Source organism: Mammaliicoccus sp. Dog046 (assembly GCF_034039665.1).
In the GTDB taxonomy this organism is placed as follows: Bacteria; Bacillota; Bacilli; order Staphylococcales; family Staphylococcaceae; genus Mammaliicoccus.
Genome location: NZ_CP120131.1, coordinates 535,174 through 560,400 on the forward strand (window position 1 = coordinate 535,174; position 25,227 = coordinate 560,400).

General features: G+C 31.8%; 24 protein-coding genes. 18 read left to right on the top strand and 6 right to left on the bottom strand.

Annotation, left to right across the window (positions count from 1 at the left end; all coding sequences use genetic code 11):
- Positions 1–40 precede the first annotated feature (40 nt).
- The 3 genes from P3U32_RS02535 to P3U32_RS02545 all read right to left on the bottom strand — a co-directional run bounded on the left by P3U32_RS02535 (position 41) and on the right by P3U32_RS02545 (position 3,708).
- Complete coding sequence (locus tag P3U32_RS02535; RefSeq protein ID WP_323704833.1) at positions 41–1,330, bottom strand: cation:dicarboxylate symporter family transporter; 1,290 nt, start codon at positions 1,328–1,330, stop codon at positions 41–43.
- 278 nt (positions 1,331–1,608) lie between these two features.
- The gene (locus tag P3U32_RS02540; protein WP_323704039.1) at positions 1,609–2,226 is read right to left on the bottom strand and encodes a CHAP domain-containing protein; all 618 of its coding nucleotides are present in this window, start codon (positions 2,224–2,226) and stop codon (positions 1,609–1,611) included.
- Between the two features lie 732 nt (positions 2,227–2,958).
- On the bottom strand, positions 2,959–3,708 hold the full coding sequence (locus P3U32_RS02545) for a CHAP domain-containing protein (protein WP_323704040.1): 750 nt from the start codon (positions 3,706–3,708) through the stop codon (positions 2,959–2,961).
- A 480-nt stretch (positions 3,709–4,188) separates the two neighbouring features.
- Here P3U32_RS02545 and P3U32_RS02550 point away from each other — a divergent pair, with 480 nt between their 5' ends.
- The 13 genes from P3U32_RS02550 to P3U32_RS02610 all read left to right on the top strand — a co-directional run bounded on the left by P3U32_RS02550 (position 4,189) and on the right by P3U32_RS02610 (position 17,877).
- Positions 4,189–6,201: a helix-turn-helix transcriptional regulator gene (locus tag P3U32_RS02550; RefSeq protein WP_323704041.1), complete on the top strand. Its 2,013-nt coding sequence runs from the start codon at positions 4,189–4,191 to the stop codon at positions 6,199–6,201.
- A gap of 13 nt (positions 6,202–6,214) precedes the next feature.
- On the top strand, positions 6,215–6,961 hold the full coding sequence (locus P3U32_RS02555) for a transcriptional regulator, SarA/Rot family (protein WP_323704042.1): 747 nt from the start codon (positions 6,215–6,217) through the stop codon (positions 6,959–6,961).
- 53 nt (positions 6,962–7,014) lie between these two features.
- On the top strand, positions 7,015–7,389 hold the full coding sequence (locus P3U32_RS02560; RefSeq protein ID WP_323704044.1) for a hypothetical protein: 375 nt from the start codon (positions 7,015–7,017) through the stop codon (positions 7,387–7,389).
- 151 nt (positions 7,390–7,540) lie between these two features.
- A complete protein-coding gene (locus P3U32_RS02565; protein ID WP_323704045.1) occupies positions 7,541–8,593 on the top strand; it encodes an LLM class flavin-dependent oxidoreductase in 1,053 nt (350 codons plus the stop codon).
- Positions 8,593–8,946 carry a hypothetical protein gene (locus P3U32_RS02570; RefSeq protein WP_323704046.1) on the top strand — a complete coding sequence of 118 codons (354 nt, stop codon included), beginning with the start codon at positions 8,593–8,595 and terminating at the stop codon, positions 8,944–8,946. The genes P3U32_RS02565 and P3U32_RS02570 overlap by 1 nt, the downstream gene beginning before the upstream one ends.
- A gap of 407 nt (positions 8,947–9,353) precedes the next feature.
- A complete protein-coding gene (locus P3U32_RS02575) occupies positions 9,354–9,704 on the top strand; it encodes a transcriptional regulator, SarA/Rot family (RefSeq protein ID WP_323704047.1) in 351 nt (116 codons plus the stop codon).
- Positions 9,705–9,830: 126 nt separating this feature from the next.
- The gene (locus P3U32_RS02580; protein ID WP_323704048.1) at positions 9,831–10,439 is read left to right on the top strand and encodes a C39 family peptidase; all 609 of its coding nucleotides are present in this window, start codon (positions 9,831–9,833) and stop codon (positions 10,437–10,439) included.
- Positions 10,440–10,514: 75 nt separating this feature from the next.
- A complete protein-coding gene (locus tag P3U32_RS02585) occupies positions 10,515–12,014 on the top strand; it encodes a DUF6583 family protein (RefSeq protein WP_323704049.1) in 1,500 nt (499 codons plus the stop codon).
- Positions 12,015–12,033: 19 nt separating this feature from the next.
- Positions 12,034–13,200, top strand: coding sequence for an ABC transporter permease (locus P3U32_RS02590; RefSeq protein WP_323704050.1), 1,167 nt, complete (start codon positions 12,034–12,036; stop codon positions 13,198–13,200).
- Positions 13,197–14,117, top strand: a complete 921-nt coding sequence (locus P3U32_RS02595; RefSeq protein ID WP_323704051.1) for an ABC transporter permease — start codon at positions 13,197–13,199, stop codon at positions 14,115–14,117. The genes P3U32_RS02590 and P3U32_RS02595 overlap by 4 nt, the downstream gene beginning before the upstream one ends.
- 12 nt (positions 14,118–14,129) lie before the next feature.
- A complete protein-coding gene (locus tag P3U32_RS02600) occupies positions 14,130–14,798 on the top strand; it encodes an ABC transporter ATP-binding protein (RefSeq protein ID WP_323704052.1) in 669 nt (222 codons plus the stop codon).
- A 295-nt stretch (positions 14,799–15,093) separates the two neighbouring features.
- Entirely contained in the window at positions 15,094–16,485 is a 1,392-nt protein-coding gene (locus P3U32_RS02605; protein ID WP_323704053.1) for an L-cystine transporter, read from the top strand.
- Positions 16,486–16,716: 231 nt separating this feature from the next.
- Positions 16,717–17,877, top strand: a complete 1,161-nt coding sequence (locus P3U32_RS02610) for an acyl-CoA dehydrogenase family protein (protein WP_323704054.1) — start codon at positions 16,717–16,719, stop codon at positions 17,875–17,877.
- Between the two features lie 28 nt (positions 17,878–17,905).
- Here P3U32_RS02610 and P3U32_RS02615 read toward each other — a convergent pair whose 3' ends face one another.
- Positions 17,906–18,838, bottom strand: coding sequence for a DMT family transporter (locus P3U32_RS02615; RefSeq protein WP_323704055.1), 933 nt, complete (start codon positions 18,836–18,838; stop codon positions 17,906–17,908).
- A 142-nt stretch (positions 18,839–18,980) separates the two neighbouring features.
- On the opposite strand from P3U32_RS02615, the gene P3U32_RS02620 reads away from it, so the two are divergent.
- Both P3U32_RS02620 and P3U32_RS02625 read left to right on the top strand, forming a co-directional pair.
- Positions 18,981–19,349, top strand: coding sequence for a YbaN family protein (locus P3U32_RS02620; RefSeq protein WP_323704056.1), 369 nt, complete (start codon positions 18,981–18,983; stop codon positions 19,347–19,349).
- Between the two features lie 90 nt (positions 19,350–19,439).
- The gene (locus P3U32_RS02625; RefSeq protein ID WP_323704057.1) at positions 19,440–20,360 is read left to right on the top strand and encodes an ABC transporter substrate-binding protein; all 921 of its coding nucleotides are present in this window, start codon (positions 19,440–19,442) and stop codon (positions 20,358–20,360) included.
- A gap of 68 nt (positions 20,361–20,428) precedes the next feature.
- On the opposite strand, the gene P3U32_RS02630 is transcribed toward P3U32_RS02625, so the two are convergent.
- Positions 20,429–21,955: a sodium:solute symporter family protein gene (locus P3U32_RS02630; RefSeq protein WP_323704058.1), complete on the bottom strand. Its 1,527-nt coding sequence runs from the start codon at positions 21,953–21,955 to the stop codon at positions 20,429–20,431.
- Between the two features lie 30 nt (positions 21,956–21,985).
- Complete coding sequence (locus tag P3U32_RS02635; protein WP_323704059.1) at positions 21,986–22,855, bottom strand: N-acetylneuraminate lyase; 870 nt, start codon at positions 22,853–22,855, stop codon at positions 21,986–21,988.
- A gap of 149 nt (positions 22,856–23,004) precedes the next feature.
- Between P3U32_RS02635 and P3U32_RS02640 the strand changes: the two genes are divergently transcribed.
- The 3 genes from P3U32_RS02640 to P3U32_RS02650 are packed head-to-tail and all read left to right on the top strand — an operon-like array spanning position 23,005 to position 25,196.
- Positions 23,005–23,688 carry a FadR/GntR family transcriptional regulator gene (locus P3U32_RS02640; RefSeq protein WP_323704060.1) on the top strand — a complete coding sequence of 228 codons (684 nt, stop codon included), beginning with the start codon at positions 23,005–23,007 and terminating at the stop codon, positions 23,686–23,688.
- Positions 23,688–24,326, top strand: coding sequence for a FadR/GntR family transcriptional regulator (locus P3U32_RS02645; RefSeq protein ID WP_323704061.1), 639 nt, complete (start codon positions 23,688–23,690; stop codon positions 24,324–24,326). Before P3U32_RS02640 ends, P3U32_RS02645 begins: the two co-directional genes overlap by 1 nt.
- 9 nt (positions 24,327–24,335) lie before the next feature.
- The gene (locus P3U32_RS02650) at positions 24,336–25,196 is read left to right on the top strand and encodes an ROK family protein (protein WP_323704062.1); all 861 of its coding nucleotides are present in this window, start codon (positions 24,336–24,338) and stop codon (positions 25,194–25,196) included.
- The last annotated feature ends 31 nt before the right edge of the window (positions 25,197–25,227 follow it).

The window sequence follows — 25,227 nt, forward strand, 5'->3', positions numbered from 1 at the left end:
ACAAAAAAGATTCGGCTCCCCTTAGCCGAATCTTTTTTATCTATGATTTTTTATAAGTCTGGAAATATGCTTTACCTTTTTCGTGATCATATTTATCTTCCCATTTAGCAATGACAATTGTTGATAATGAGTTACCTACAACGTTCACACAAGTTCTCATCATATCGAGTAATCTATCGATACCGATGATAAGTGCAAGACCTTGAGGATTAAGTCCCATAGATCCTAAAGTTGTTAATAATACAACTATAGAAGTACCAGGAACGGCTGCCATACCTTTAGAAGTAATCATTAATGTAAACATTAAAATAAGTTGTTCAGCAAGTGATAAATGCACACCGTACATCTGTGCTACAAATAGTGCAGCGATAGATTGGTATAAAGCTGAGCCATCTAAGTTAAATGTATAACCTGTAGGTACAACGAATGAAACAATGTCTTTTGGTGCACCGAATTTCTCCATTTTCTCCATTACTGAAGGCAATACTGTTTCTGAACTTGAAGTTGAGAAAGCAAGTAACAATTCGTCTTTAAGTATGATGATAATGTGGAATATGTTAACACCACATATTTTAGCAACGATACCTAAAACGACAATAATAAAGAATACGATTGCGCCTGTAACTACAGCCATTAATTTACCTAATGGTAGTAATGCTGATAAACCGAAAGTCATAATGGTAACACAGATAAATGCGAACACCCCATAAGGTGCAAGTCTTAATATTCTATGTATCATCCAGAATACGGCTTCTAGTGAACCGTTTAATACATCTTTAACGGGCTGCCCCTTTTCTCCGATTGCAGCAATCGCAAGTCCGAAGAATACCGCAAAGAATATAATCGGTAGTAATTCGCCAGCAGTTAATGCTTCGAAAATATTTGTTGGAATAATGTGTACGATAGTGTCAATCACATGATTTCCGTAAGTAGATTTCTCAGCAGCATCTGCCGATTGTTCATATTTAGAAATATCACCTTTAGGTAGTTTAGAAGCATCTAACCCAAGACCAGGTTTGAATAGATTACCAAATATCATACCTAATCCAATCGCGACAGTCGTGATGATTTCAAAGTATAAAATCGTTTTCCAACCATAACGTCCAACTGTATGCATATCGCCTACATTAGAGATTGATAATGCTAATGAACAGAATACAATTGGTATTACGATCATTTTGATTAAGTTTAAGAATACATCGCCGACAGGTTGTATGAATTTAATAAGGTGATCTTGACCATGTAAAAAATAACCTACTACAACACCAAGTATTAATGCTATTAAGATTTGAGTAGGCAAACTTATATATCTTTTTCTCGGTTTTTTAATTTTTTTATCCAAAAAAAGTCCTCCTTTAAAGCTTTGCAGTGTAAAATACAAAAAAAATCATGCATTCCAAATGGAAGTGCATAAGAAACGTTTCAAAAGGGGATTGTTAAAAAAGTATACTCTTATCAATAATATGAGTATACGTCATGATATCATAGATTTTATTTATAGTAACGATAAAGTTTTGCTTTTTTAAAGTAAAATAACACCTTTAAAAATTAAAGGTGTTATTAGATAAATTTTCATATTTAGTTATAATTTAAATGTAATACAATATCTTAGTGAATGTAGTTGTATGAACCAGCTTCAGAAGCTGAGATTGTACGAGAAGATACAACACCTTCACCTTCGTAGTTCATTTCAGAAACTTCTACGCTACCGTCAGAGTTAACATTTTCAACGTATGCTACGTGTCCATATGCTCCAGCAGTACTTTGTAAGATTGATCCTTCTTTAGGTGTGTTATCTACTGTGTATCCATCAGCTGCCGCATTTGCTGCCCATTGGTTTGCATTACCCCATGTTGAGCTGATAGGTTCTCCATCAGCTTGTTTTTTATCGAATACGTAGTAAGTACATTGACCTGGCGTATATAAGTTAGCTGATGATGAGCTCGTTGATTTAGTTGATGTTTGTTCAGTTGAAGTTTGCTCAGTTGATGTTTGTGAATATGATGTTAATGAATCTGATTGATTCATGTTTGAAGTATTGTAATTTTGGTTATAGTTATTAGAGTGGTTACTATTAAAGCTATTATTATAGTTGCTATGGAAACTTTGAGATTGTTCAGGCGTTTGAACGTTGTTAAACGTATCCGCTGATGCTTCTTCTCCATGTCCGATAATAGTTGTTGCTAAACCTGTAGTAATAATTGCTGTAGTTGTTAATTTTTTCATTGTAAATATTCCTCCGTAAATTTCGTATATGTTTTAATTTTGTAAATTTAAATTTAACGTCGTTTCCTCACGACAAGTAATACTTTATCAGATGAATTTGAGTTTGTGTTGATTTTCATCGAGTTGTTACCTAACCATAATGGTATACAATGTTCTAGTAATATTTACGAAAAAATATGACACTCAGTAATATATGGAGAAATGCGTTAAAATAGGCTTTTGGCTTAAATTGTGAGAATACTTATGTCATTGCCTTGTAATATACTTTTTATATTGTGATATAAATTAAAAAAGAGACGTACATGTATTAATGTATATCTCTATAAAAAAGTGCCGACAAAGTTTTAGACTTTGTCGGCACTTTTTATGCATGTAGTTTTCAAGTTATGTTTTTCTTATTAGATTTAGTGTCAAAAATAGTAGATAACTAGAATGTGTTTTTTAAATATCTATTATATAGTAGAAAGTCGTCATTTTATAATTGTGAAGTTGATCATTAAATAGAAATGAACGTAGTAAAATAGGGGATGTAGACTTAAAATAAAGCAAAATAAAAAGGGAGCGGGACAGAAATCTAATTTATATAAAAAGATTTCGTAGTCCCGCCCCGGCAAGGATGACTAGAGTTGAAAAAAGCTTGGTACAAGCGTATTTTCAACTCAGTCATCTACTGCCAAGATACTAAAAAAGGCTGAGACATATATTATGTCCCAGCCTTTTTTGAATTCACTCTTAGTGAATGTAGTTATAAGAACCAGCTGCTGAAGCTGAGATAGTACGAGTTGAAACAACACCAACACCTTGGTAGTTCATTTCTGATAATTGGATTGAACCGTCAGAGTTTACTTTGTCAACGTATGCTACGTGACCGTAACCACCAGCTGTAGTTTGTAATACTGCTCCTGCTTTTGGAGAGTTGTTTACAGTGTAACCAGATTGTGCTGCTGCATTAGCCCAGTTATTTGCATTTCCCCAAGTGCTTCCTAAGTCAGGACGTTTGCTGAATGCATAGTAAGTACATTGTCCAGCAGTGTATAAGTTAGCTCCGCCGCCAGTTGATGGACGTGAAGTTGAAGTTGTAGATGTTTTAACATCTGAACTACTGTTTGAAGTAGTTACGTGTACGTTATTGTTATTTTGGTTTGAAGAAGTTGTGTTATTTGTTTCTCCATAACCGCCACCATTTGGTGCAGCATTGAATGCTGGTTGTGAATAGTTTGTATTTGATGAAGCATTAGTATTTGAAGTTGCGTTATTGTTAGATACTTGTTGTTGAGCTTGGTTACCATAATGAGATGATGGATTCCAGTTACCTTCCCAAGTATAGTTGTAGTTACCTGATTGATCGATTGTGTAATTGTAAGAATAAGAATATGGATCGTTTGGATTATATCCTTGTGTGTTTTCTGCTGCATCCGCGTCATGTGCCATGTAAGTTGCGATTCCTGCTGTTGCGATAGCTGCTGTTGCTAATTTTTTCATAATAAGTAAATCCTCCTAGATAATTTTAAAATATTTTTTCGTATATGTTTTTCTTCATTAAGTTTTTTTCTTCGCTGTAATCAACAAAATCTACTTTATCAGAAATAGAATGGTTTGTGTGGAATGTTAAGGCTTTGTAATTTAATTTAAATATCTAATGATTTCATGTAATAATTCCGAACATTTAACTTAAATACTAAATCCTTTTGATATCAAGGGTTTGGAGGGTGTTGGAATAGGTGGAATTTTTGAATGTTACACGTTTGTAATATTTAAGACATAATAAAAAGTTTGACTTGCATCATTAATAATATTATTAATAACCATTATTTATCAGAACTGAAAGGATTAAAGCAATTTAAATAAGTACAAAATATCATAATAAAAAGTCAAGAATATAGTATTTTTGACAATATTTAATGAATTATAATAATGCTTGATCATTAATTGAGACGTTTAAGGTGAATAGAGGTGTAAATGATGTTGAATGATAGTCAATTGAAAATTTATCAATCATTAGATATTGATTCAGAGTTTAATATTGGTTTACTAATTCTATATATAATAGAAGGAAGTAGTAAAATATTAATTAATGGACAAATGAAGAAATATGAAGCAAATGAGTTTATTATCATTAATGATCTACAACGTTATGAAATAAAATCTGATAAAAATACTATAATTGCAAGTTTGTACATCTCAAGGGAAGAGTTGGACGCATTTTATAATTTTAAGAAAAAGTACTTTATCAATACTGAGAAGTTAGATAGCAAGTTACTTAAAATCAACATGATTGATTTAATTACTTGTTATGTTAATCCAACTTCTAAGAATCTGGATAATATCATAGAACAAATTCATCAACTTATGACGACATTACATGAGTATCGTATTTTAGATGACAAATATAACTTAAGTGAAGATATTGATGTAAGAAAAGGCTTCGATTATATGTATGCGCATTGCAAAGAGAAATTGTATTTTTCAGATGTAGCAAGAAACGGTTTATTAACTGAGCGGAACTTATCAAAGAAAATAAGAGAAGTAACGGGATTAAGATATTCTGAATTATTGAAAATGATTCGATTATCACACTGTACATTTGATTTAATGTACACCAAGAAATGTTTAGCACAAATTGCATCAGAGAATGGCTATGCCAATGAAGGTGTGTTAATTGATTTATTTAGAAAGAGGTATGGTATTACACCAGCAAGATTTAGAAAACAAATGATGCATGATACTTACTATACATTTCATCATAAACATGCGATTCAGTTAAAGAACTTCGATAAGATACATAATCGACTCAAACAACTTGCTAATCAAAACATTGGTCATGTAAATATTAATATTAGAGAAGAAGACAGTTGGAACGATAAGATACGAACACCAAACTTACTTATTTATATAACAAATATAGAAACGTTAACCAATTACTTTCAACAAACTAAGTTGTTATCGATGAGAAGAGAGATGGGTCAATACAATATACTGTTTTCTTATCAGTTATTTAAAGATATATGTCGCAGTGATTTTGAAAGTAACAAGCGCATGCATCAAATGTTCTCGTTTATATTGGAACACCAATTTGATATTTCATTTGAAATCAAATTAAGTAGGTCACAAAATTTAGTGGAATATACAACTAAACTAAAGAGGTTATTAAATTATTTAACAGATTGCACATATTTTTATGGACCACGCACATTTAAATTTTATATTGATGCAACGTACCAACAATTTGATAAAATTTCTCAAATCATAAAAGAAAATTTAAAAGATACTATTGTGACGTTAGTGATGAATAGTCAAAATAATTATCTCGCTAAACGCATGTCGCACAAAATGAATGATTATAAACAAATCACCTATAAAGTGCATCGAGAAATAGAAACCAGCAAAAATACAGCAACGATATTGAAGAATAATCCCTCTGTAAAAATCCTATATCAACCTAAAATCCCAAATAAAATCGAATCTTTAATATCCATAGTGAAATGGAGTATAAAATATGGCCAAGACGTCTCAATTATTATCGATGATACATGGATAGACAGTATGATACCTTCTCAAAACAGTCATCTCCTTATTAAAGAACTACAATTAAATACAGAAAGCCAATATCAATTTTTTGAATTACTCTTAACCTTAATAAGGTTAAGAGGTGAGATTGTCTTCTATAATGGTTTGATATTAATGACAAAGTACATGTCGGAGTACCAAATTATCGTATTTCCAAATATGAAGGCGATTAAAGAAGTTTATCAAAGTATTAATGTGACCGATTTGAAGTTAGGTGATATCGAGTATAGACATCAAGATATTATGATCAAGTCGGCGAGCATAATAAAGCATCAAAGTAATGCTTCAGAAAATACGTACACAAAGCAGGAAAGAATTTATACAAAAGTAGGAGAAAAGTTTATTTTTCAATTTTATACTTCTCCAGATGTGATTAAACATATTTATATTAAACAAAAAATTAATTAAGGTGGTAAATAAAATGGACAAACACATAAACGCATTATTAAATCTACATTGTATGAATATATATACGAAGCAAATGCTTAAAAAAGGTTTTGAATTAAATGTGCATCATTTGAAAGTTTTGAAATATATCGATGTGCATCACGAACAAGAGATATTTACGACTCAAGAATTTAAAAGATTACTTCAAATAAACCAAACGATGATTACACATGTCATTTCATATTTACACGATTTGGGATACTATAAAAAAGAGCGTTCAAAAACTGACGAAAGAAAAGTACATATAATAGTAGAAACTCGTCACAAAATAAAAATAAAGCAATTATTTCAAGAGGTTAATCAAGCATTTCAACTTGAATTTGAAGACAAAGTCATCACGTATAACAAAGAAAATTTAATAGGTGATATGGTTAGCAGTTATAATATCATTTCATCATTAAATCATTTCGTGAACGATAAACGAGATTTAAATATAGATCATGTCATGATATTACTTTATTTATATCAATCAAATAATGAACTATGTACTTTGAAAGAACTTGAAAATAAATTCAACTGGGATATTGTGAAAATCAATAAAACGATTAAAAAGTTGGCAAAGATGAATTACATCTTTAAAGAGAGAAATAGAATAGATGAAAGGGTCGTATTAGTTTCTATAAATAAAGATGTTGAAGTAGAAGTTAAAAATGTTATTGATGAAGTGGTTGATGAATATTATGAAAACATAGAAGAATGTCCAGTTGCTATGGTAAAATAAATATTAATAATATAGAGGTAATTCATTTACCCATTCTGAAAGGATAGTTAAGTATGTTTAAATTTTTTAAAAAAGACAATCAACTTAATGAATCTAAAGATAATAATCAACCAGCACACATAGAGGGAATGACACTAGTTGATGCGTATTATATTGATGATGCGCAAGTTGAAGATTATAAAAAAGATAGAGTTCGCTATTGTGATGCGATCATATATGTACTAGGACAATATTTTGCAAGTGTGGAAACGATGTTTGAAGGTTCAGAAGATGGTGAAGCAGTCGTTGCTTTTCAGGATGATCAACCAGTAAAGTGTATTTATTTAAACCCAGAAACCATCGATCAATTGAGGATAGATGAAGCACAAATACCGTTGAAACAGGCAATATTAAAGCTTTGTAATATTGAAGATGAATCGAATGAATAAAAATATAAAAAAGAAGGCCACTCAGTCGTTATATGAGTGGTCTTCTTTTTTAAAAATAATTAATTTGAACATAGAAGGTATAGCTATTGACAATTTAAAATTAAGTACTATAATTATATCTAGTATACTTTTTATATTAGAGGTGAAAAATATGAAACTAGAAATTGGATTGTCTTCATTTGCAGAAATAACACCTATTGATGGTGTTGAAAGACCTTATACTGCACAGGAAAGAATTAATCAAATTGTAGAAGAGATTAAATTGGCAGATAAAGTTGGTCTAGATATATATGGTTTAGGCGAACATCATAGAGAAGATTATGCAGTATCTGATCCTGTGACTGTATTAGCTGCAGCAGCACCGCAAACAAAAAACATCAGACTATCATCAGCTGTGACGGTGTTATCATCAGATGATCCAGTAAGAGTTTATCAAAGGTTTGCGACTTTAGATGCATTGAGCAATGGTAGAGCAGAAATTATGGCTGGTCGTGGCTCTTTTATAGAATCATTCCCATTGTTCGGTTATGATTTGAAAGATTATGACAAACTATACGAAGAAAAATTAGATCTGCTTCTCGCAATTAATGAACAAACGACAGTCAATTGGCAAGGAGAAACTAGAGCAGCGATTAATGGATTAGAAGTATTTCCGAGAGCTGTACAAGAAAAATTACCGATTTGGTTAGCTACAGGCGGTAATCCAGAATCATCGATGAGAGCAGGAAAATTGGGATTGCCAATTACTTATGCTATCATTGGTGGTGCGCCGAGTCGTTTTAGAAGAAATGTTGCAATGTATAAAGCAGTTGCAGAATCGCACGGCTTTGATGCAGCGACACTTCCAATTGCGACTCATTCATGGGGATATGTTGCTGAAACAGATGAAGTAGCAAAACAAGACTATTTTCCATCTAGTGCTTATTCTATTAATAAATTAGGACAAGAACGTGGATGGCCACCTTATTCATTAGATAAATTTGAACAAGAAATTGTTCATGGTGCATTGTTCGTAGGGAGTCCTGAAACAGTTGCATCTAAAATTATTCAATTATATGAAGACTTGGGTATTAATAGATTTATGTTACATTTACCAGTAGGTTCTATGCCGCATGAAAAAGTATTAAAATCAATTCAACTACTTGGTGAAAAAGTAAAACCAATTGTAGATGAATATATGAAAAACAAGGAGGAAATGAAGTAATGTTAAGATATTTATTAAATGTATATGTAGGTAAACAAATTTTTGAATCAAGTAAGCCAAAGGTTAAAGATGATGACGGTATGGCACAACAATTTGAAGAAGGATTCGGTCTTTCAAGAAATTCAATGAAATTAGCAGGTGGACTTGAATTAATCGGTTCTATCTTCTTATTCTTAAGTGCTTGTAATAAATCATTATCAAGATTAGGTTCTGTGTTAGTAGGATCAGTTATGACTGTTGCTGCTTATAAACATTATGAAGCTGGTCACGGATTCAAAGGTGCTAAACAAGCATTAACATTATTAGGTTTATCTGCATTAAGCTTTGTAGATACTTTAGGTAAGAAAAAATAATTAAAATTTAAAAATGAATATTTGCTCTTTAAAGATCATCATAATTTGATGTAATCTTTAAAGGGCATTTTTTATTAATATAAAGTTTTTACAAATATTTCTGACATTGTATTGTTGCATATTCAATAAAGTATAAACTTTCCAAATATAATAAAACTCAAAAGTGAACAGTAGTGAGAATTTGTCTGATTGAACGTCAGAACCCTTGATACTAAGGGGTTTTATAAAAATTCCGAGTTGTTTAAAAGTTATTTTTTAAAAATTTATTGAATGTTTTAAAAACTCAGTATAAAATAATAATTATTATTAATAAATTGTGTTGAAAAGGATGAATTTGCTATAGATACTAAAGACTGCACAATAATCAATTCAACAATAAGCTAATATAATTAGAGGAGTTGTTTGGAATGGAAACAATAGCAATCAGAAATATTGTGGAATTAGTATCTATTAATAAGAAGGCGAAAGAACATCTTGCTAAAATAAAAAGTGAATTTGTTTTAACTTTTGAAGAGCTGTATATTTTAGTATACGTCTATAAAGGTGAGCGCGATTGTTATAATGTAAAGGATATTGTTAAACAATCAAAGTTTAAACCTTATTATATTTCTAAAGCGATTCAAAGTTTAAAAGACAAAGGACTCATCGCTAAAAAGAGAAATGAAAAAGATGAACGTACTGTTGCAATTCAAGTAAGCAAGGCACAACATAAAAAGATAAAAAACTTATTGATGGATATTGAAGCTGAAATATTATAGTGAATAATGTGGCAAAGACATAAATGCCTCATCGACAGGGTGGGACGAAGGAATCTATTGTTAATCATTAGATTTCTGTCTCACCCTTTTTGGGATTATAATAGATCTATGAAAGGGCGTAATCTTATGAAAAATATGTTAAATGTGAAACCGAAAAGTCAATTATTTCCGATTCCAATGATCATGGGATGCGAAGGAACAGCAAGTTCTATGTTGCTTAATTATTATGGAAAACAAATAGATGCTACTTATATTATGAAACATTGGCCGAGGCATGATAATAATCCTAAAAAAGGCTATGTAGGTAATCACTTTTTTGTGAAATTTGGACACCATCAAACAATTTTTCCGAATGTATTAGCTGAATTTTTAAACCAGTTTGACGACGATATTGTTGATGGAACAGGTACTGAATTAAGTGAATTAGAAAAACACATTGAAAAAGGTCACCCGGTTGTTATTTATCACACAATTTTAGGGCAATCACCAATAAAAAAGACATTTAAAATAGAAAGTAAAGGTAAAGAATATATTACAAATATCCATGTCACGCTATTAGTAGGATTTGATGATGACTATTATTACTATATTGATCCGTTATGGAAACAATGGAAAGGTATGGTTATTTATCCTGCTTTATGGCCATCCAAAAAACAAATTATCAAAATTCGTAAAAATAAAATGAGAACAAGTTTTAATCACCCGGGAAAAATGTGTGTTTATAAAAAAATATAAAAAATTTTTAAATTTTATTTCATAAAGTTATTTGTTTTGATATGATATATTTATAAAATTAAAAGAGGTGTTCAAATGTCAAAAAAGGCAAAATTTATCATTATTGCAATTGTTGTAGCATTTTTAGCTGTAGTCGGTATTGGCGGAGCAGCAGCGTATTACTTTATAACGAATACGCCTAAGAATACATATCTGCTAAGTGAACAAGAATCAGCAAAAACTTGGAAAACATATTTCAATGACCGATTTGAAAACGAAGTGAAGTTCCAAGACAAGATGAAAGACGAGTCATATGAATCTACATTTAAATTAGGTGCAGACATTCCAGATTCATTAGTGTCTGAATTAGGCGTACCAAAATCAGTTATAGATTCAACGAACATCGTATTTAATGTTGGACAAGATCCTAAAAAAGAAAAATCAAAATTAGGTATTAAACCTACTATTGCTGATAATAATATCGGTAACTTCCAATGGAGCGCAGATAAAAATAATCAATATGTTGAATCTCCATTGTTCGATGATATTTACAAAGTGAAAAATAACGAAATCAAAAAAGGTGTCGAAAAAGCAACTGGCGAACCTCTTGAATCAACTGATGGACAAAAAATCACGAATGATTCAATGAATTTAAATACAATTTTATCTGGTTCACAAGTTTCTCAAGATGAAATTAATGATATTTCAAAACGTTATAGTGATTTACTTGTTGATCAGCTAGATGATGACAACTTTAAGAAAGATAAAGAAAAAGTGAAAATCTTTAAAGATGAAAAAGAATTAAAGAAAGTAACTATGAACTTAAGCTCTAAAGATACGAAGAAAGTTGTCGTAGCAATTCTTAAAGAAGCTAAAAAAGATAAAGATTTAAACAAAGTGGTAGAGAAACAAGCAAACGTTAGTGACTTCGACAAGAAAATTGATGATGCATTAAAAGATGCTAAAAAAGAAAAAGTTTCAGAATACCCAGCTATTAAATCTACAATTTATGTAGATGGTAAAGAAATCCTTAAACGTGATATTACGATTAAAGGTAAAGATGACGAATCATTAAAAATCGTTGGTACAAATGTTGTTGACGACGGTGTACAATTAGATTATAAAGTAACTGTTCCAGGTGAAGATGGATCATTATCATTAAAAGGTAAATCAACTTCTGGTGACAATATTAAAGATAAGTACAAATTGATATTTGAAGAAAATGAATTTTCTAAAACAACAGTTGATTTAGATAATAAATCTAAAACGAATGGTGATAAACGTAAAGATGAAGGTGCAATTACATTCAAAGAAGAATACGGTGAACCATTTAAACTGAACTATGTAAATGATCTTACAACAGATGCTAAGAATAACCAGCAAAAACAAAAAGTTAACCTTAACTTTGATGTTAATGGTGAAAACATTAAATTCTTATTAGATGGTAAGACAGAATTGAAGAAAGATATTAAGTTTAATACAAAAGGCGCTAAAGACTTCAATAGCTTATCAGATTCAGAAGTAATGGATATTACTGATGAAATTGGAGATAATTTTGAAGACATTGCAATGAAATTAGCTGAAGATTTACAATAATAAAGTGAGGAGTGGTTATATGTCGACATTTAAATTGTTCAACATATACCACTCTTTTTTAATTAAAAAGTGGTACTTAGTTGTATATTTAATTGTATTATTTGTTTTATTATTAGGTGCTGTTATTGCGGTGAATCAATATAATCAAAAAGATAACCACTTTACGATTGGCATAGTTGATAAAGACAAAACAAATGAAACGAAAATTATTTTAAATGCGGTTGGTGACGGTCAGTCTTTAGGTAATGATTTAAATATTAAACATTACAATGAACAACAAGCGCACAAATTATTAAAACGTAAAAAAATTGATGGTTATTTTATATTTCAAGATGGGATGACAAAAGCCTTTTACCAAAATGGAGAATTGCCAATTAAGGTAAATACTTATGATGATCAATCTGCGCAAAGTATCGTTATAAGACAATTATCTGAATCAGTATATAGTCGATTGATGCTTTCAATGGGTGGTGCGATGTCCTATGTATCATTGTATCCAAGTGCGACTGAACAGGATACTTTATCAATGATGACGGATATGCTGTTTACGGGATTAAATAGGAATGGCTCATTTGATGAACAATCAGTTAAGGTATTTGATACATTCAGTTATTACACGATATCTATGTATTTCTTATCTATATTTTTCTTTTTCTTTTCAATGTTTAGTATTTTGAAAATGAATCAAAAAGAAGCTTTAAAATCACGATTAGAGATGTTTCATTTTTCCTATGAAAAGCTCACAATTGTGAGAGGTTTGTTTAGCTTAATGTATACAATCATATGGTCGGGCGTTGGTTTGTGGATTATACTCACATTTCTAAAACCTGAATTTGAAATGTACAACATAGCAACGTTAATCATACATTTACTTTATTATTTAGCCTTTTTAACAATGATATTTATTTTTATAGATATTACTTTTAGAAACGCTATGAATTATTTCTGTAAAATTGTGCTATCAATCGTTGTGATTCTATTATCAGGCGCAATTATACCGGTTATTTATTTAAAAGAAATAGGTGGGAATTATATTTCTGGTTTTCCATCGACGATTGTTTTTAATCAGCTACTTGAATTGATTTTGAATAATTATATTTTAGATACACATCCAATGTTTTACTGGAATATCATCATTATGGTCGGTGCATTAGCGATGTCTTTAATTTGGAGGTATCGTCAATGAAATCTATGTTTACATTAGTAGTGAAAAAACAATGGAAGCAATATTTAATCTTTCTATTAATGATCATATTAACGTTATGCGTGGTGAACACGGTACAATCAGCATCGAATAAACTATTTAAAATGCCTATCGCGATTCAAGATATGGATCATTCCAAAGTGTCTCAATCACTTATCAATGATTTGAGACATACGAAATATATTGAGGTAGTTAACATTCCTGATGATGAACCTTATATTGATGACTTGATTAAAAAGAAAGAAGCGGTAGTGAGTTTTCAAATACCTGATGATTTCAGTGAAAGACTAGAAAAAAATGAATTGAAAGATGCTATTCCACTTTATTACAAGGAAGATTTCATCGGTAATATTGCTTTAGAAGTGACGAGTAAATCATTATATAAACAGCAAATACCTGTAATCATCCATAAACATCTAACAGACGCAAAGCAAAATATAAGTATTAATAAGATCAAAAAAACTTATAATGAAAAAACACCACACTCTCAAATTACGTATGAAGCATATAAAAAGAATGCTGATATTTCAATTGGTGCTGGTATTATCATTGCATTATTCTTATTGATCGGATGCAGTCAAATATTATTACATCGACGAATCAACCAACGCGCAGCGATTGAGAGATTGAGGTTATATCACGGCACAATATGGAAAATATATTTCTGGTATGTAAGCACGCATGTCATATTGATCATGGCAAGTGTGGTCATAACAAGCATGATTATGTCGTGGCATTTAAGTTGGCAATTTTATTTATTAACGTTCATTATCGTTGTTATATACGAATTGGGGATGAGCTTATTATTGTTGAAAGTACAAACAATCAGTCATAGATTATTTATGGCATTGATGTGGGCAATTGCGGTCAGCTGTTTCTATCTATTTTTACAAATATAGGGGGTTGAACAAATGATTACGGTTGAAAACGTAACGAAACATTATAAAGAAAAACATATATTTCAAGACTTTAATACAACCTTTAATGACAAGCGACTCACTATATTATTAGGTGAGAATGGCGCAGGTAAGTCTACGTTGTTAAGGATGATATCAGCATTAGAAAAGCCAGACAAAGGTCAGATAAGATATTTCGGAAAAAAACTAACCAATAAAGAAATTAAACAAACTATTGGATATATACCACAAGACATCGCTTTGTTTGAACATATGACTGTGAATGAGAATATTGCCTTTTTTAAAGCACTTCAGAAGCATACAATCTCTAAGGAATTGATAGAATCATACTGTGACCAACTCAATTTATATGAGCGTAAAGCTAAAGTGTCGACGTTATCAGGCGGTACAAAAAGGAAAGTCAACTTGCTTATTGGATTATTGAGCAATCCAAGTGTATTGATATTAGATGAACCGACAGTTGGTATAGATTTGAAGTCTAGGTATGATATCCATCAATTATTAAATCACCTTAAATCAGAAACGCTGATAATATTAACGACACATCATATTGATGAAGTCGAACGATTAGCAGATGAAATCAAACTCATTGGTAAAGATCCATTTTATAGAAATTTATTATTAGAAAAAGGATGGACGTTTGAAGATATACTTGCTGAGTAATCAGCAGTAATAAAATTAGTATGTGCGATAGTGATGTTTGCATTTTGAGGTGAAAGTGCAAATAAAGGGTGTCTTTATTAGCATATTGAAGTGAAAGTGCAAATAAGGGGTGCCATCTTCGCATCCTAATCTAACTTAATATTGAAGTTTAACCATTCCAAGGAGTCGCTTTGCGACAACTTGGAATGGTTTTTTGTATCTGAATATTTAGAATTATAAAATCGTATTGCAAATGCCGTTTTTGAAGTGTATTCTTATTTAATGTATCGGAATTAAAAGATTTAGGAGGTTTGTTATGGAAACGGTATGGATCATAATAAATATTATTGTTTTCTTATTATTTATCGGGCTTTTAGGATACTTAACAAAGAAACATGTTAAATTCTCAAAACGTGTTTTGATCGGTTTAGGTATCGGTATCGTATTTGGTTTAGTACTTCATCTTATATATGGTGTTGATTCAAAAGTAACAGAAACAACTGCATCATGGTTCGATGTCGTTGGTACGGGTTATATTAAATTACTACAAATGATTGTAATGCCACTTGTATTTATTTCAATTGTTTCAGCATTTACTAAAATAACAATTGGTCAAAATTTTGCTAAAGTAGGTGCTTGGATATTTACGTTCTTACTAGGTACTGTAGCAATTGCTGCATTAGTAGGTATTATCTATGCAATGGTATTTAACTTAGATGCATCACAAATTGATTTAGGTAGCGTTGAAAATAGTCGTGGTCAAGAAATTGAACAAACTTCAAAAGACATGGCTGCAGATGACTTACCTTCTCAAATTATAGAATTATTACCAGCTAATCCATTTTTAGATTTCACTGGTGCAAGAGGAACTTCAACGATCGCAGTAGTTGTATTTGCAGGATTTGTTGGATTTAGTTTCTTACGTGTGATGAGAAAAGAACCTGAAAAAGGTAGTCTAATCAAAAGAGGCGTGGATGCAATTTATGCATTAGTTATGGGAATCGTTACTTTCGTATTGAGATTAACGCCTTATGGTATTTTGGCTATAATGACAAAAACTATAATGACAAGTAATTTTGAAGCGGTATGGACACTTGGGAAATTCGTAATTGCTTCTTATGCGGCATTAATAACAATGTTCATTATTCATTTAATATTAGTGACTGTTGTTGGATTAAATCCAGCTACATATCTGAAAAAAGTTGGAGAAGCACTGTTATTCGCATTTACATCAAGATCAAGTGCAGGTACATTACCATTGAATGTTCAAACACAAACGTCACGTTTAGGTGTCCCTGAAGGTATCGCTAACTTCGCAGGTTCATTTGGTTTATCAATAGGGCAAAATGGTTGTGCGGGTATTTATCCAGCTATGCTTGCTATTATGATTGCACCAAGTGCAGGTGTAGATATCGATTTACCATTCATCTTATCTGTTATAGGTGTTGTTGTAATTAGTTCATTCGGTGTAGCCGGAGTAGGTGGCGGTGCAACATTTGCTGCAATACTAGTGTTATCAACTTTAAATTTACCAATTGCTTTAGCAGGTGTGTTGATTTCTGTAGAGCCATTGATTGATATGGGTCGTACAGCATTGAATGTAAATGATTCAATGTTAGCCGGAACAGCTACTGCAAAAGTAACTGGTCAAATGGATGAAAAAGTATATAATGATCAAAACTTTAATGAATTAGGCGAAAGCTACTAAATAGTTAAGATAAAAAGAGGCTGTGAAATGATAACATTTCGACAGCCTCTTGCTATATGGTAGTTAATGAGAAAAAGACTTAAAGGTATGAGCCGAGATATCGTGCGATTCAGGGTCAATCGCACGATATTATCTGCAATCAAAATGGTATCAAAACTTATTGATATAGTCGGATTAATCTTGAAAGCTCATACCTACAATGATAAAGTATGAATAAGGAGTGTGGATACGATGAGTAGGGATTTATTTATAAAGAATGATTTTCAAGAAGAGTGGGTCAATAAACTTGAAAATCATAAAGAAGCATTACAAAAATATGCGAATAAAAATGATTTAAATGCTGAGTTCCCTTATGACAATATCAACTGGTTAATTGAACAAGGATATACAAAACTTGTGTTACCAGAATCCTATGGTGGTTCAGGTGCAACGCCAGAAGATATCATCCTATTTCAAGAAACACTAGGAAAGATTGATGGTGCTACGGCACTAGCAATTGGTTGGCATATGGGTGTAGTTGGACAAATATATCAAGAACGCATTTGGTCAGAATCGTTACTTAAAGAATTTTCAGAGGACATTTTGAACGGTGCAATTGTCAATCGTGCGGTAAGTGAAGCAGAAACTGGTAGTCCGACGCGTGGTGCAAGACCAAGTACTTATGCTGATCATGAAGGCGATACTTACATCATAAATGGTGTTAAAACATTTACAACGATGAGTCAAAGATTAACGCATTTCTTGATAGGTGCATATATTCCTGAAAAAGAATCAGTTGGATTTTTCTTAGTCCCTCGTGAAACTGAAGGATTAGAGATTGTTGAAAATTGGGATATGTTAGGTATGCGAGCAACGGAAAGTCATGACTTAGTATTAAATAATGTGAAAGTGCAAGAAAGATATTTAGTTGAAGTTGCCGGTGACTCAAGAGGTAATCAAATTAATCCGTGGAATTTACATATACCTGCAGTGTATTTAGGTATTGGACAAGCAGCACGTGATTATGCGGTAGACTTTGCGAATGAGTATAGTCCAGGGAGTATAGAAGGTGTAATTGCTGATCTTCCACCTGTTCAACAAAATATTGGGAATATGGAGTTAGAATTATCTATGGCGAGACATTATCTTTATAGTGTTATTCATCATTATTTAAATCCATCCGTCACACAATCTCAAATTGACGTTGAGCTTGGCGCAGCAAAACATGTTGTCGTAAATCATTCGATTAAAGTGATCGATACAGCTATGCGTATTGTAGGTGCGAAAAGTCTACAAATGGAACGTCCATTACAAAGATATTATAGAGATGTACGTGCGGGATTACATAATCCACCTATGGATGATGTTACGATTTCAAAATTAGCAAAGAAAGCAATAGAAGAAAGAAGCTGAGACATATAATGTAATGTCTCAGCTTTTTTTATAAATTAGATTTCTGTCCCGATCCCTTTTTTATTTTTGGACGAGAACCTATCGACATATATAATACAACAGCCAATATAACAAACATACCGGCACTCTGCCATAGCCCTAAAGGTACCTTTAACCAAAGTACTGAAGAGATAACAGCAGTTACGGGTTCTAATACACCAAATAAAGCAGTTGTTTGTGGACTAATATATTTCACACTTTCTAAATACATCCAGAATGCAAACATCGTTCCAAATGTAATGACAAATGAAAAATAGATGATTCCTTTAACATCGAGTAAATGCCATGGAAAAGAAAAATCTAAATTGATGATAGATAATGCGATACCACCAATAAACATTGACCATCCTATGATGACTAAAGACGGCCAACTCACGAATAATTTTACAGCGTATACGGTGTAGAATGCGGCAGCACATGCAGTGAGTAATCCCCAAATAATTGCTTGTGGTGGAACAGATAATGTTGAATAATCACCATTCGTTAATAATAAGCTCGTTCCAAATAAAGAACATGTGATAATGATGATATCCATCCAACGAAATGTACTCTTCCTCGCTAATAATGAATAAATGAGGATAACAACCGGTGCTAAAAATTGTAAAAGCGTTGCGATTGCAACATTACCTTTATCAATGGTCGCCATAAATGTATATTGAACTCCGAGCATACCGAATAAAGAATAGATTAATAATTGTACTAAAGCGTGCTTTACTTTAAATACAGGGGTTAATGGTTTTCTTTGTATGAATTTTGCTATTAACAATAATAAAAAGCCACTCAGTAAAAGTCTAATTGCAACAAATAAAGAGACAGGTAATTCATATTCAGTAAACAACTTTTCAGTTACAGTTCCTCCAAGACCCCAAAATGTCGCCCCGAGCATGACAAGTAAGGTGCCCTTTAATTTATTTTCTTGCAATTAAACCCCCTCGATTCTATAAGATGTTAATTTATTTGAGCATTTGAAAATACGTTCAACAATATGACGGGAATGTTTCGCTTGCAATTTTTTATGGGGCATTCCTATAATGAATGTAATTTGATTAAAGAGAGGTAGCTACATGAAGTTTGTACTCATATCGATCGGTATACTTGCAACAATATTAGGCTTTGTAGGTGCTGTATTACCATTGTTACCAACGACGCCATTTTTATTGTTGGCAGTCATTTGCTTTGCCAAAAGCTCTGATCGATTTCATCGTTGGCTCGTTAGAACTAAAATATATAAATCATATGTCGAAGATTTTCAAAAATATAAAGGTTATACATTAAAGAAAAAGTTCCAATTACTTATTAGTTTATATATCGTCGTTGGCTTTTCTATCTGGATGGTTGATCACTTCTATATAAGGTTAGGTTTGTGTTTCATGTTATTTTGCCAAACAGTTGTGCTATTTACTTTTGTAAAAACATTGCCGAGCGAGAAATAAATACGTTGAAATTTATATTGCTATAAATCATTAAGGGATATATAATAAAATATGACGTAAATGAAATTCATTATCAATTAGGAGGCAATTATGAAGAAACTTTTAATGTTGGTTATGGCTTTAGCCGTTCTCGTTGCAGCTTGTGGTAACAATAATGGGGACAAGTCTAAATCCAATAATGAGACAGTGAATTATAAATTAGATGACGGGAAAAAAATCGATATTCCTAAAAAACCTAAGAGAATTGTTGTTTTAGCACCATCTTATGTTGGAGGATTATTACATTTAGGTGTAAAACCTGTTGGCGTTCCGGCAACAACGGATCAAACACCAATACTTAAAGATAAAATTAAAGGCATCAAAAAAGTCAGTGAAGATAATGTGGAACAAGTTGCAGCTTTAAAACCAGACTTGATTATTACTTATAATACTGACAAGAATGTTAAGAAATATCAAAAAATCGCACCAACCATTCCATATAACTATGCAAAACATAATTACTTAGACATGCAAGTAGAATTAGGGAAATTAGTAGGAAAAGAAGATAAAGCTAAAAAATGGGTAGCGAAATGGAAGAAAGAAACAGAGAAAGACGGGAAAGAAATTAAAGATAAAATTGGAAAAGACACAAATGTATCTGTCATTGAAGCATTCCAAAAAGATATCTATACTTACGGCGAGAACTGGGGAAGAGGAACTGAAGTTCTATACCAAGCATTTGGATTGAAGATGCCTACAAGCGTTGAAAAAGACGTGAAGAAAGATGGATGGAAGAAGATTTCTCAAGAAGAAATTGAAAAATATTCCGGAGATTATTTATTCTTACCAGTAACAAAAGGACAAGCAAAACCTGAATTCACTAAGACTGAAGCATGGAAAGCTATTCCAGCTGTTAAGAATGATCACGTAATTGAAATTGATGCACAAACATTCTGGTATAATGATCCTTATTCATTAGAAGTACAAAGAAAATATTTAAAAGAACATATTTTAGATAAAGCAAATAAATAGTCAGTAAAAATACTAAAAGCGGCTGGGACATAATATAATGTCTCAGTCGCTTTTAGTGTTTTTATAAATTAGATTTCTGTCCTGCTTCCATTATTGTCTTTCACATATTGATCGTTTATGGTGAATATTGTTAATCCTACAATATTTTTATTGTGTTTTGAGAAAGGTAGACTTGCTAAGTAACCAACAATAAATGCAATGAAAAATCCTATAACTGATATTGTGAACGGTGTGATATCTGTTTTTCCTATAAAATAAGATGAAATTGCAGCGACAACTAATCCGATAATAACGCCGTATGTGTTCGCACGTTTAGTAAATATACCTACTGCAAAGACACCGGCAATCGGTACTCCGAATAATCCTGTTATTAATAAGAAGAGATCCCAGGTTTCATTGGTCTTCTGATTAATTAAATATAATGAAGCTAAAGTACCAAACAACCCAGCAACAATTATAATTAATCTAGCTAAAAGAACGTCCTTGGAGGAATCATTACTTTTAGAAAAACGTTGTTTCAAATCGACGACAACACAAGCTGAAATCGAATTTAAACTTGATGATATAGTTGATTGTGCAGCTGCAAAAATAGCTGCAATTAATAGTCCACCTACAAACGGTGGGATTTCTGTCAGTATGAAGTAAGGAACAATTGCGGATGTATTAAAATCTTTCGGTAACGATGAAACATTGTGATAGAAAGAATACAACACAGTACCCATACCGTAGAAGATAGGGATTGTTATAAATGCAAGTAGTCCATTTGTCCATAAAGACTTATTTGTTGAAGCGATCGTACCAGTTGTTTGATAACGTTGTACAATATCTTGACTGGCCGTATATTGATGTAAATTATTAAAGATAGATCCGATAAATATGATTGGTATGGCAGCTGCTGCAGAACCGAATTTCCAATTTTCTGCAGAGATAAATTTCTTATCTTGCATTGCTTCATGTGCAACAGTAGCAAAGTGACCGTCAATTTGGAATGCCCCTAAGAAGATGACTGCAACTGCACCACCTATTAAAATAATATCTTGAATTACATCACTCCAAATAACACCTTCGATACCACCCATGAAAGTATAAACCATACAAAGTATACCAACTAATGTCGCAATTAAGTATGGATTAATATCTGACACAGACGTAATTGCTAACGTTGGTAAGTAAATAACGATAGCTACACGTCCAATATGGAATAGCGTAAAAGCTAAAGATCCAATGACACGCATCGTAATTCCGAAACGTTCTTCTAAATATTCATATGCTGTAGTCACATCTAACTTTCTAAAGAAAGGTATATAGAAATATATGAGTAATGGAATAATTGCGATAATCGCTAAGTTTCCAGCTGCATAAGACCAGTCTGTGTTAAACGCGCGTTCGGGTGTTCCCATATATGTAATTGCACTTAATGTAGTGGCATAGATTGAGAAACCAACAGCCCATGCTGGAACTTTACCTTTAGCTTTGAAAAATGCTTCCGTATCTTCACCAGCTCTTTTAGTGAAGTAGACACCGATGAGCAGTGTGACTAGTAAATAAATGATAAGTGCAATCCAATTTCCAGTACCAAAACCGACTTCATTCATAGTTTTACATCCCCTTTGTTCAACAATAAATTATAAGTTGTATTTTGTAACGAGTGTTTGAACTGTTTCTAATGCTTCGTCATTTAAAGGTGATAGTGGTCGTTTAACTTCACCAGCTTCAATGCCTTTAGTAGATAGAATTGCTTTTAAAGTTGGATAAATACCTAAAGCTAGAATCTGTTCAATGATATCGTTTGTTTCGTGTTGGATTTTATAGGCTTCTTGAATGTCACCTTGTTGAGCAAGTTCAAATATTTCTCTGGCACGGCGACCATTGACGTTATAAGTAGAACCAATGGCACCATCTACACCAGACACAACTGCTTGAATAAGCATTTCATCGAACCCTGATAATATAAGTTTGTTAGGAAAAGCTTTTCTAATGCGTTCTAATAGATAAAAATCTGCTGCAGTATATTTAATGCCAATAATCTTTTCATTTTCAAATAGTGTTTCGAATTGTTGAATAGATAAATTAACGCCTGTTAATGCTGGAATAGAATATATAATCATATCATTACCAGTAGCTTCAATGATGGCATCATAATAGTATTTAATTTCTTCAAAACTAAATGGATAATAGAACGGTGTTACTGCAGATAATGCGTCATATCCGAGTTCTGTTGCATATTGTCCTAATGCGATCGCTTCTTGTAAATCAAGAGCGCCTACTTGAGCGATAAGTTTAATGTCGTTTCCTGCCTCATCTTTAATAATGTTAAAGACGCGTTTCTTCTGTTCAGTGTTCATTAAAAAATTCTCGCCCGAACTACCATTCACATATAATCCATCTATACCTTGAACATCAATGTTCTGACGAATGATTTGTCTTAAACCCGTTTCTAAAATATTGCCTTCTTTGTCAAAAGGTACAAGTAATGCTGAATATAATCCATTCATATAAAAACTCCTTATTCTTTATTATTGATAATATTGTCAGACCAATTTATAATCACATTGTAAGCGATTTCTTGTTGACGTGTCAAACGTTTTTACATTTTACAAGATGAGATATGATAAAATAAATAAGAATATAGGAGGTAGAGATGATGATGAAACGCATGTCATTAGTTGATGTTGCAGTTGAGAATTTAAAGGAATATATTGCTGAAAATCAATTTGAAAATGGAGATAAACTACCTTCAGAAAAGATGCTCATTGATCAACTTGGTGTGAGTCGAACAGTTGTAAGAGAAGCAATTAGTCGTTTGCAACAAAGTGGTTTAATACAGGTGAAGTCAGGAAGCGGTATGTTTATTACTGATAAGAATGAACACTTGTCTATGTTATTTGAATCACATATGAAAGTTCATGGATTTGAAATTAAAGAATTATTAGAAGTTCGAAAGATTTTAGAACTTGGCGCTATTCGTCTTATTATTGAGAATAGTATTCCAATAGATGCGCAAAAATTAAAAGATATCAATGATGTTTATTATAAATCTAATAAACAATCTAAAAAATTAGCAGAATATGATTCATCATTTCATGAAACAATCATATTATTTACAAATAATCAGACACTCATATCGATGAGTAAAGTGATTAAAGAATACTTTATAAAGAACCAATTCAATCAAATTGTTGATAAAGAAGATATTAAACGTTCATATAAAGAACATAATGAAATCATTAATGCACTTGAAACAAAAGACCTTTCTTTAGGACATGATGTGATAAATAAGCATTTAACACGAGTGATTGATTGGATCGAAGAATTGGGGCAAATATAATGGGGAATTTAAATAAAGTTGAAGTACAGAGTTTAAAGGCACAAGTATTGCAAGAAATAAAAAATTATATATTAAATACCGGTTTATCAGAAGGAGATAAATTACCTACAGAAAGAGCATTTACGGAGATGTATGGTGTAAGTCGTTCTGTAGTAAGAGAAGCGTTAAGTTATTTGGAACATACTGGTGTGATTGAAACTGTTCAAGGTAGAGGTACCGTCATTAAAGCACCAGATATAACACATTTATTAGAAGGATTTTTATTTAGTTTTCAAGTGGCGAATGGATCTAAGAAAGATTTACTTTCATTAAGAATTATATTTGAGTGTGCGGCTATTGAAGAAATTGTTAACTTAAATAGAGACATTAGTCAGCTCAAATTAATTGTAGAAGAAGATGTTACAAACCATTTTGAAAATGATAAGGCGTTTCATCAAGCTATCTTAAAATCATCAGGTAATGTGTTATTTGAGCAATTAAGTTCCGTTATTCAATCGTATTTTTATCATGCTGAAGAAGAGGGAGACTTGATTGATTATACGCATACGAATGATGTGCATCGTCAAATTGTTAAAGCAATTGAAAGTAAAGACGCACCATTAGCGAAATCTATTTTGACTGAACATTTATCTAAGTAGGGGGATTATATGGATATTTCAATAGATATCGGGGGCACTTACATCAAATCATGTGTCATAGATAATCAAAATCAAATGCATAGTTATAAAAAAATTGAAACACCTAGTAATAAAGAAGGCAGCATATTAGAAGAAGTAAAGAAAATCATTGAATCATATAAACAACAATTTCAGTTAGAAAATCCGAATGTTGGTATTTCAACTGCAGGTGTTGTTGACTCCGAAAAAGGTGTTATTACTTATGCAGGTCCGACAATGCCATATTATGATGGGACGAACTTTAAAGAGGCATTATCAGACATTACGAATAAAGTTGTGATTAATAATGATGTATCTTGTGCATTGTTAGGTGAATTAGGTGACAATCAACAAAAATATAAATCAATATTTTTACTTACAATTGGCACGGGTATAGGTGGTGCTTATTTTGAAAATCAATTGTTAGAAGGTTATCAATATAGAGCATGTGAAATTGGTTATTTATTATATGATAAAGAAACAAAGAAGACTTATGAAGACAGAGGATCAACAACAGCTCTTAAAAATAAAATCAAACAACAATACCATCAATATTTATCAGTTGAACAATTATTTGAAGAAGCAGCAAAAGGGGACGTTAAAGCAAATACTGTATTAAAAGAATGGGGTAAAGATGTTGCTGAAGGTATTGCACAAATTCAAATAATATTTGATCCGGAAATTATTTTAATTGGTGGAGGCATTTCACAACAACGTGAAAATTTAATTTCATTTATCGAACCATTTATAGATGATTTCCTACCCGAAGCATACGGTCATGCTACAATTACAACGACATCAAAGGGCAATGACTCGGCGTTGTATGGAGCGATTTCAGCGTTTCACAATTAATTGTTAACTGTTATTACAGAATGGTTAACAA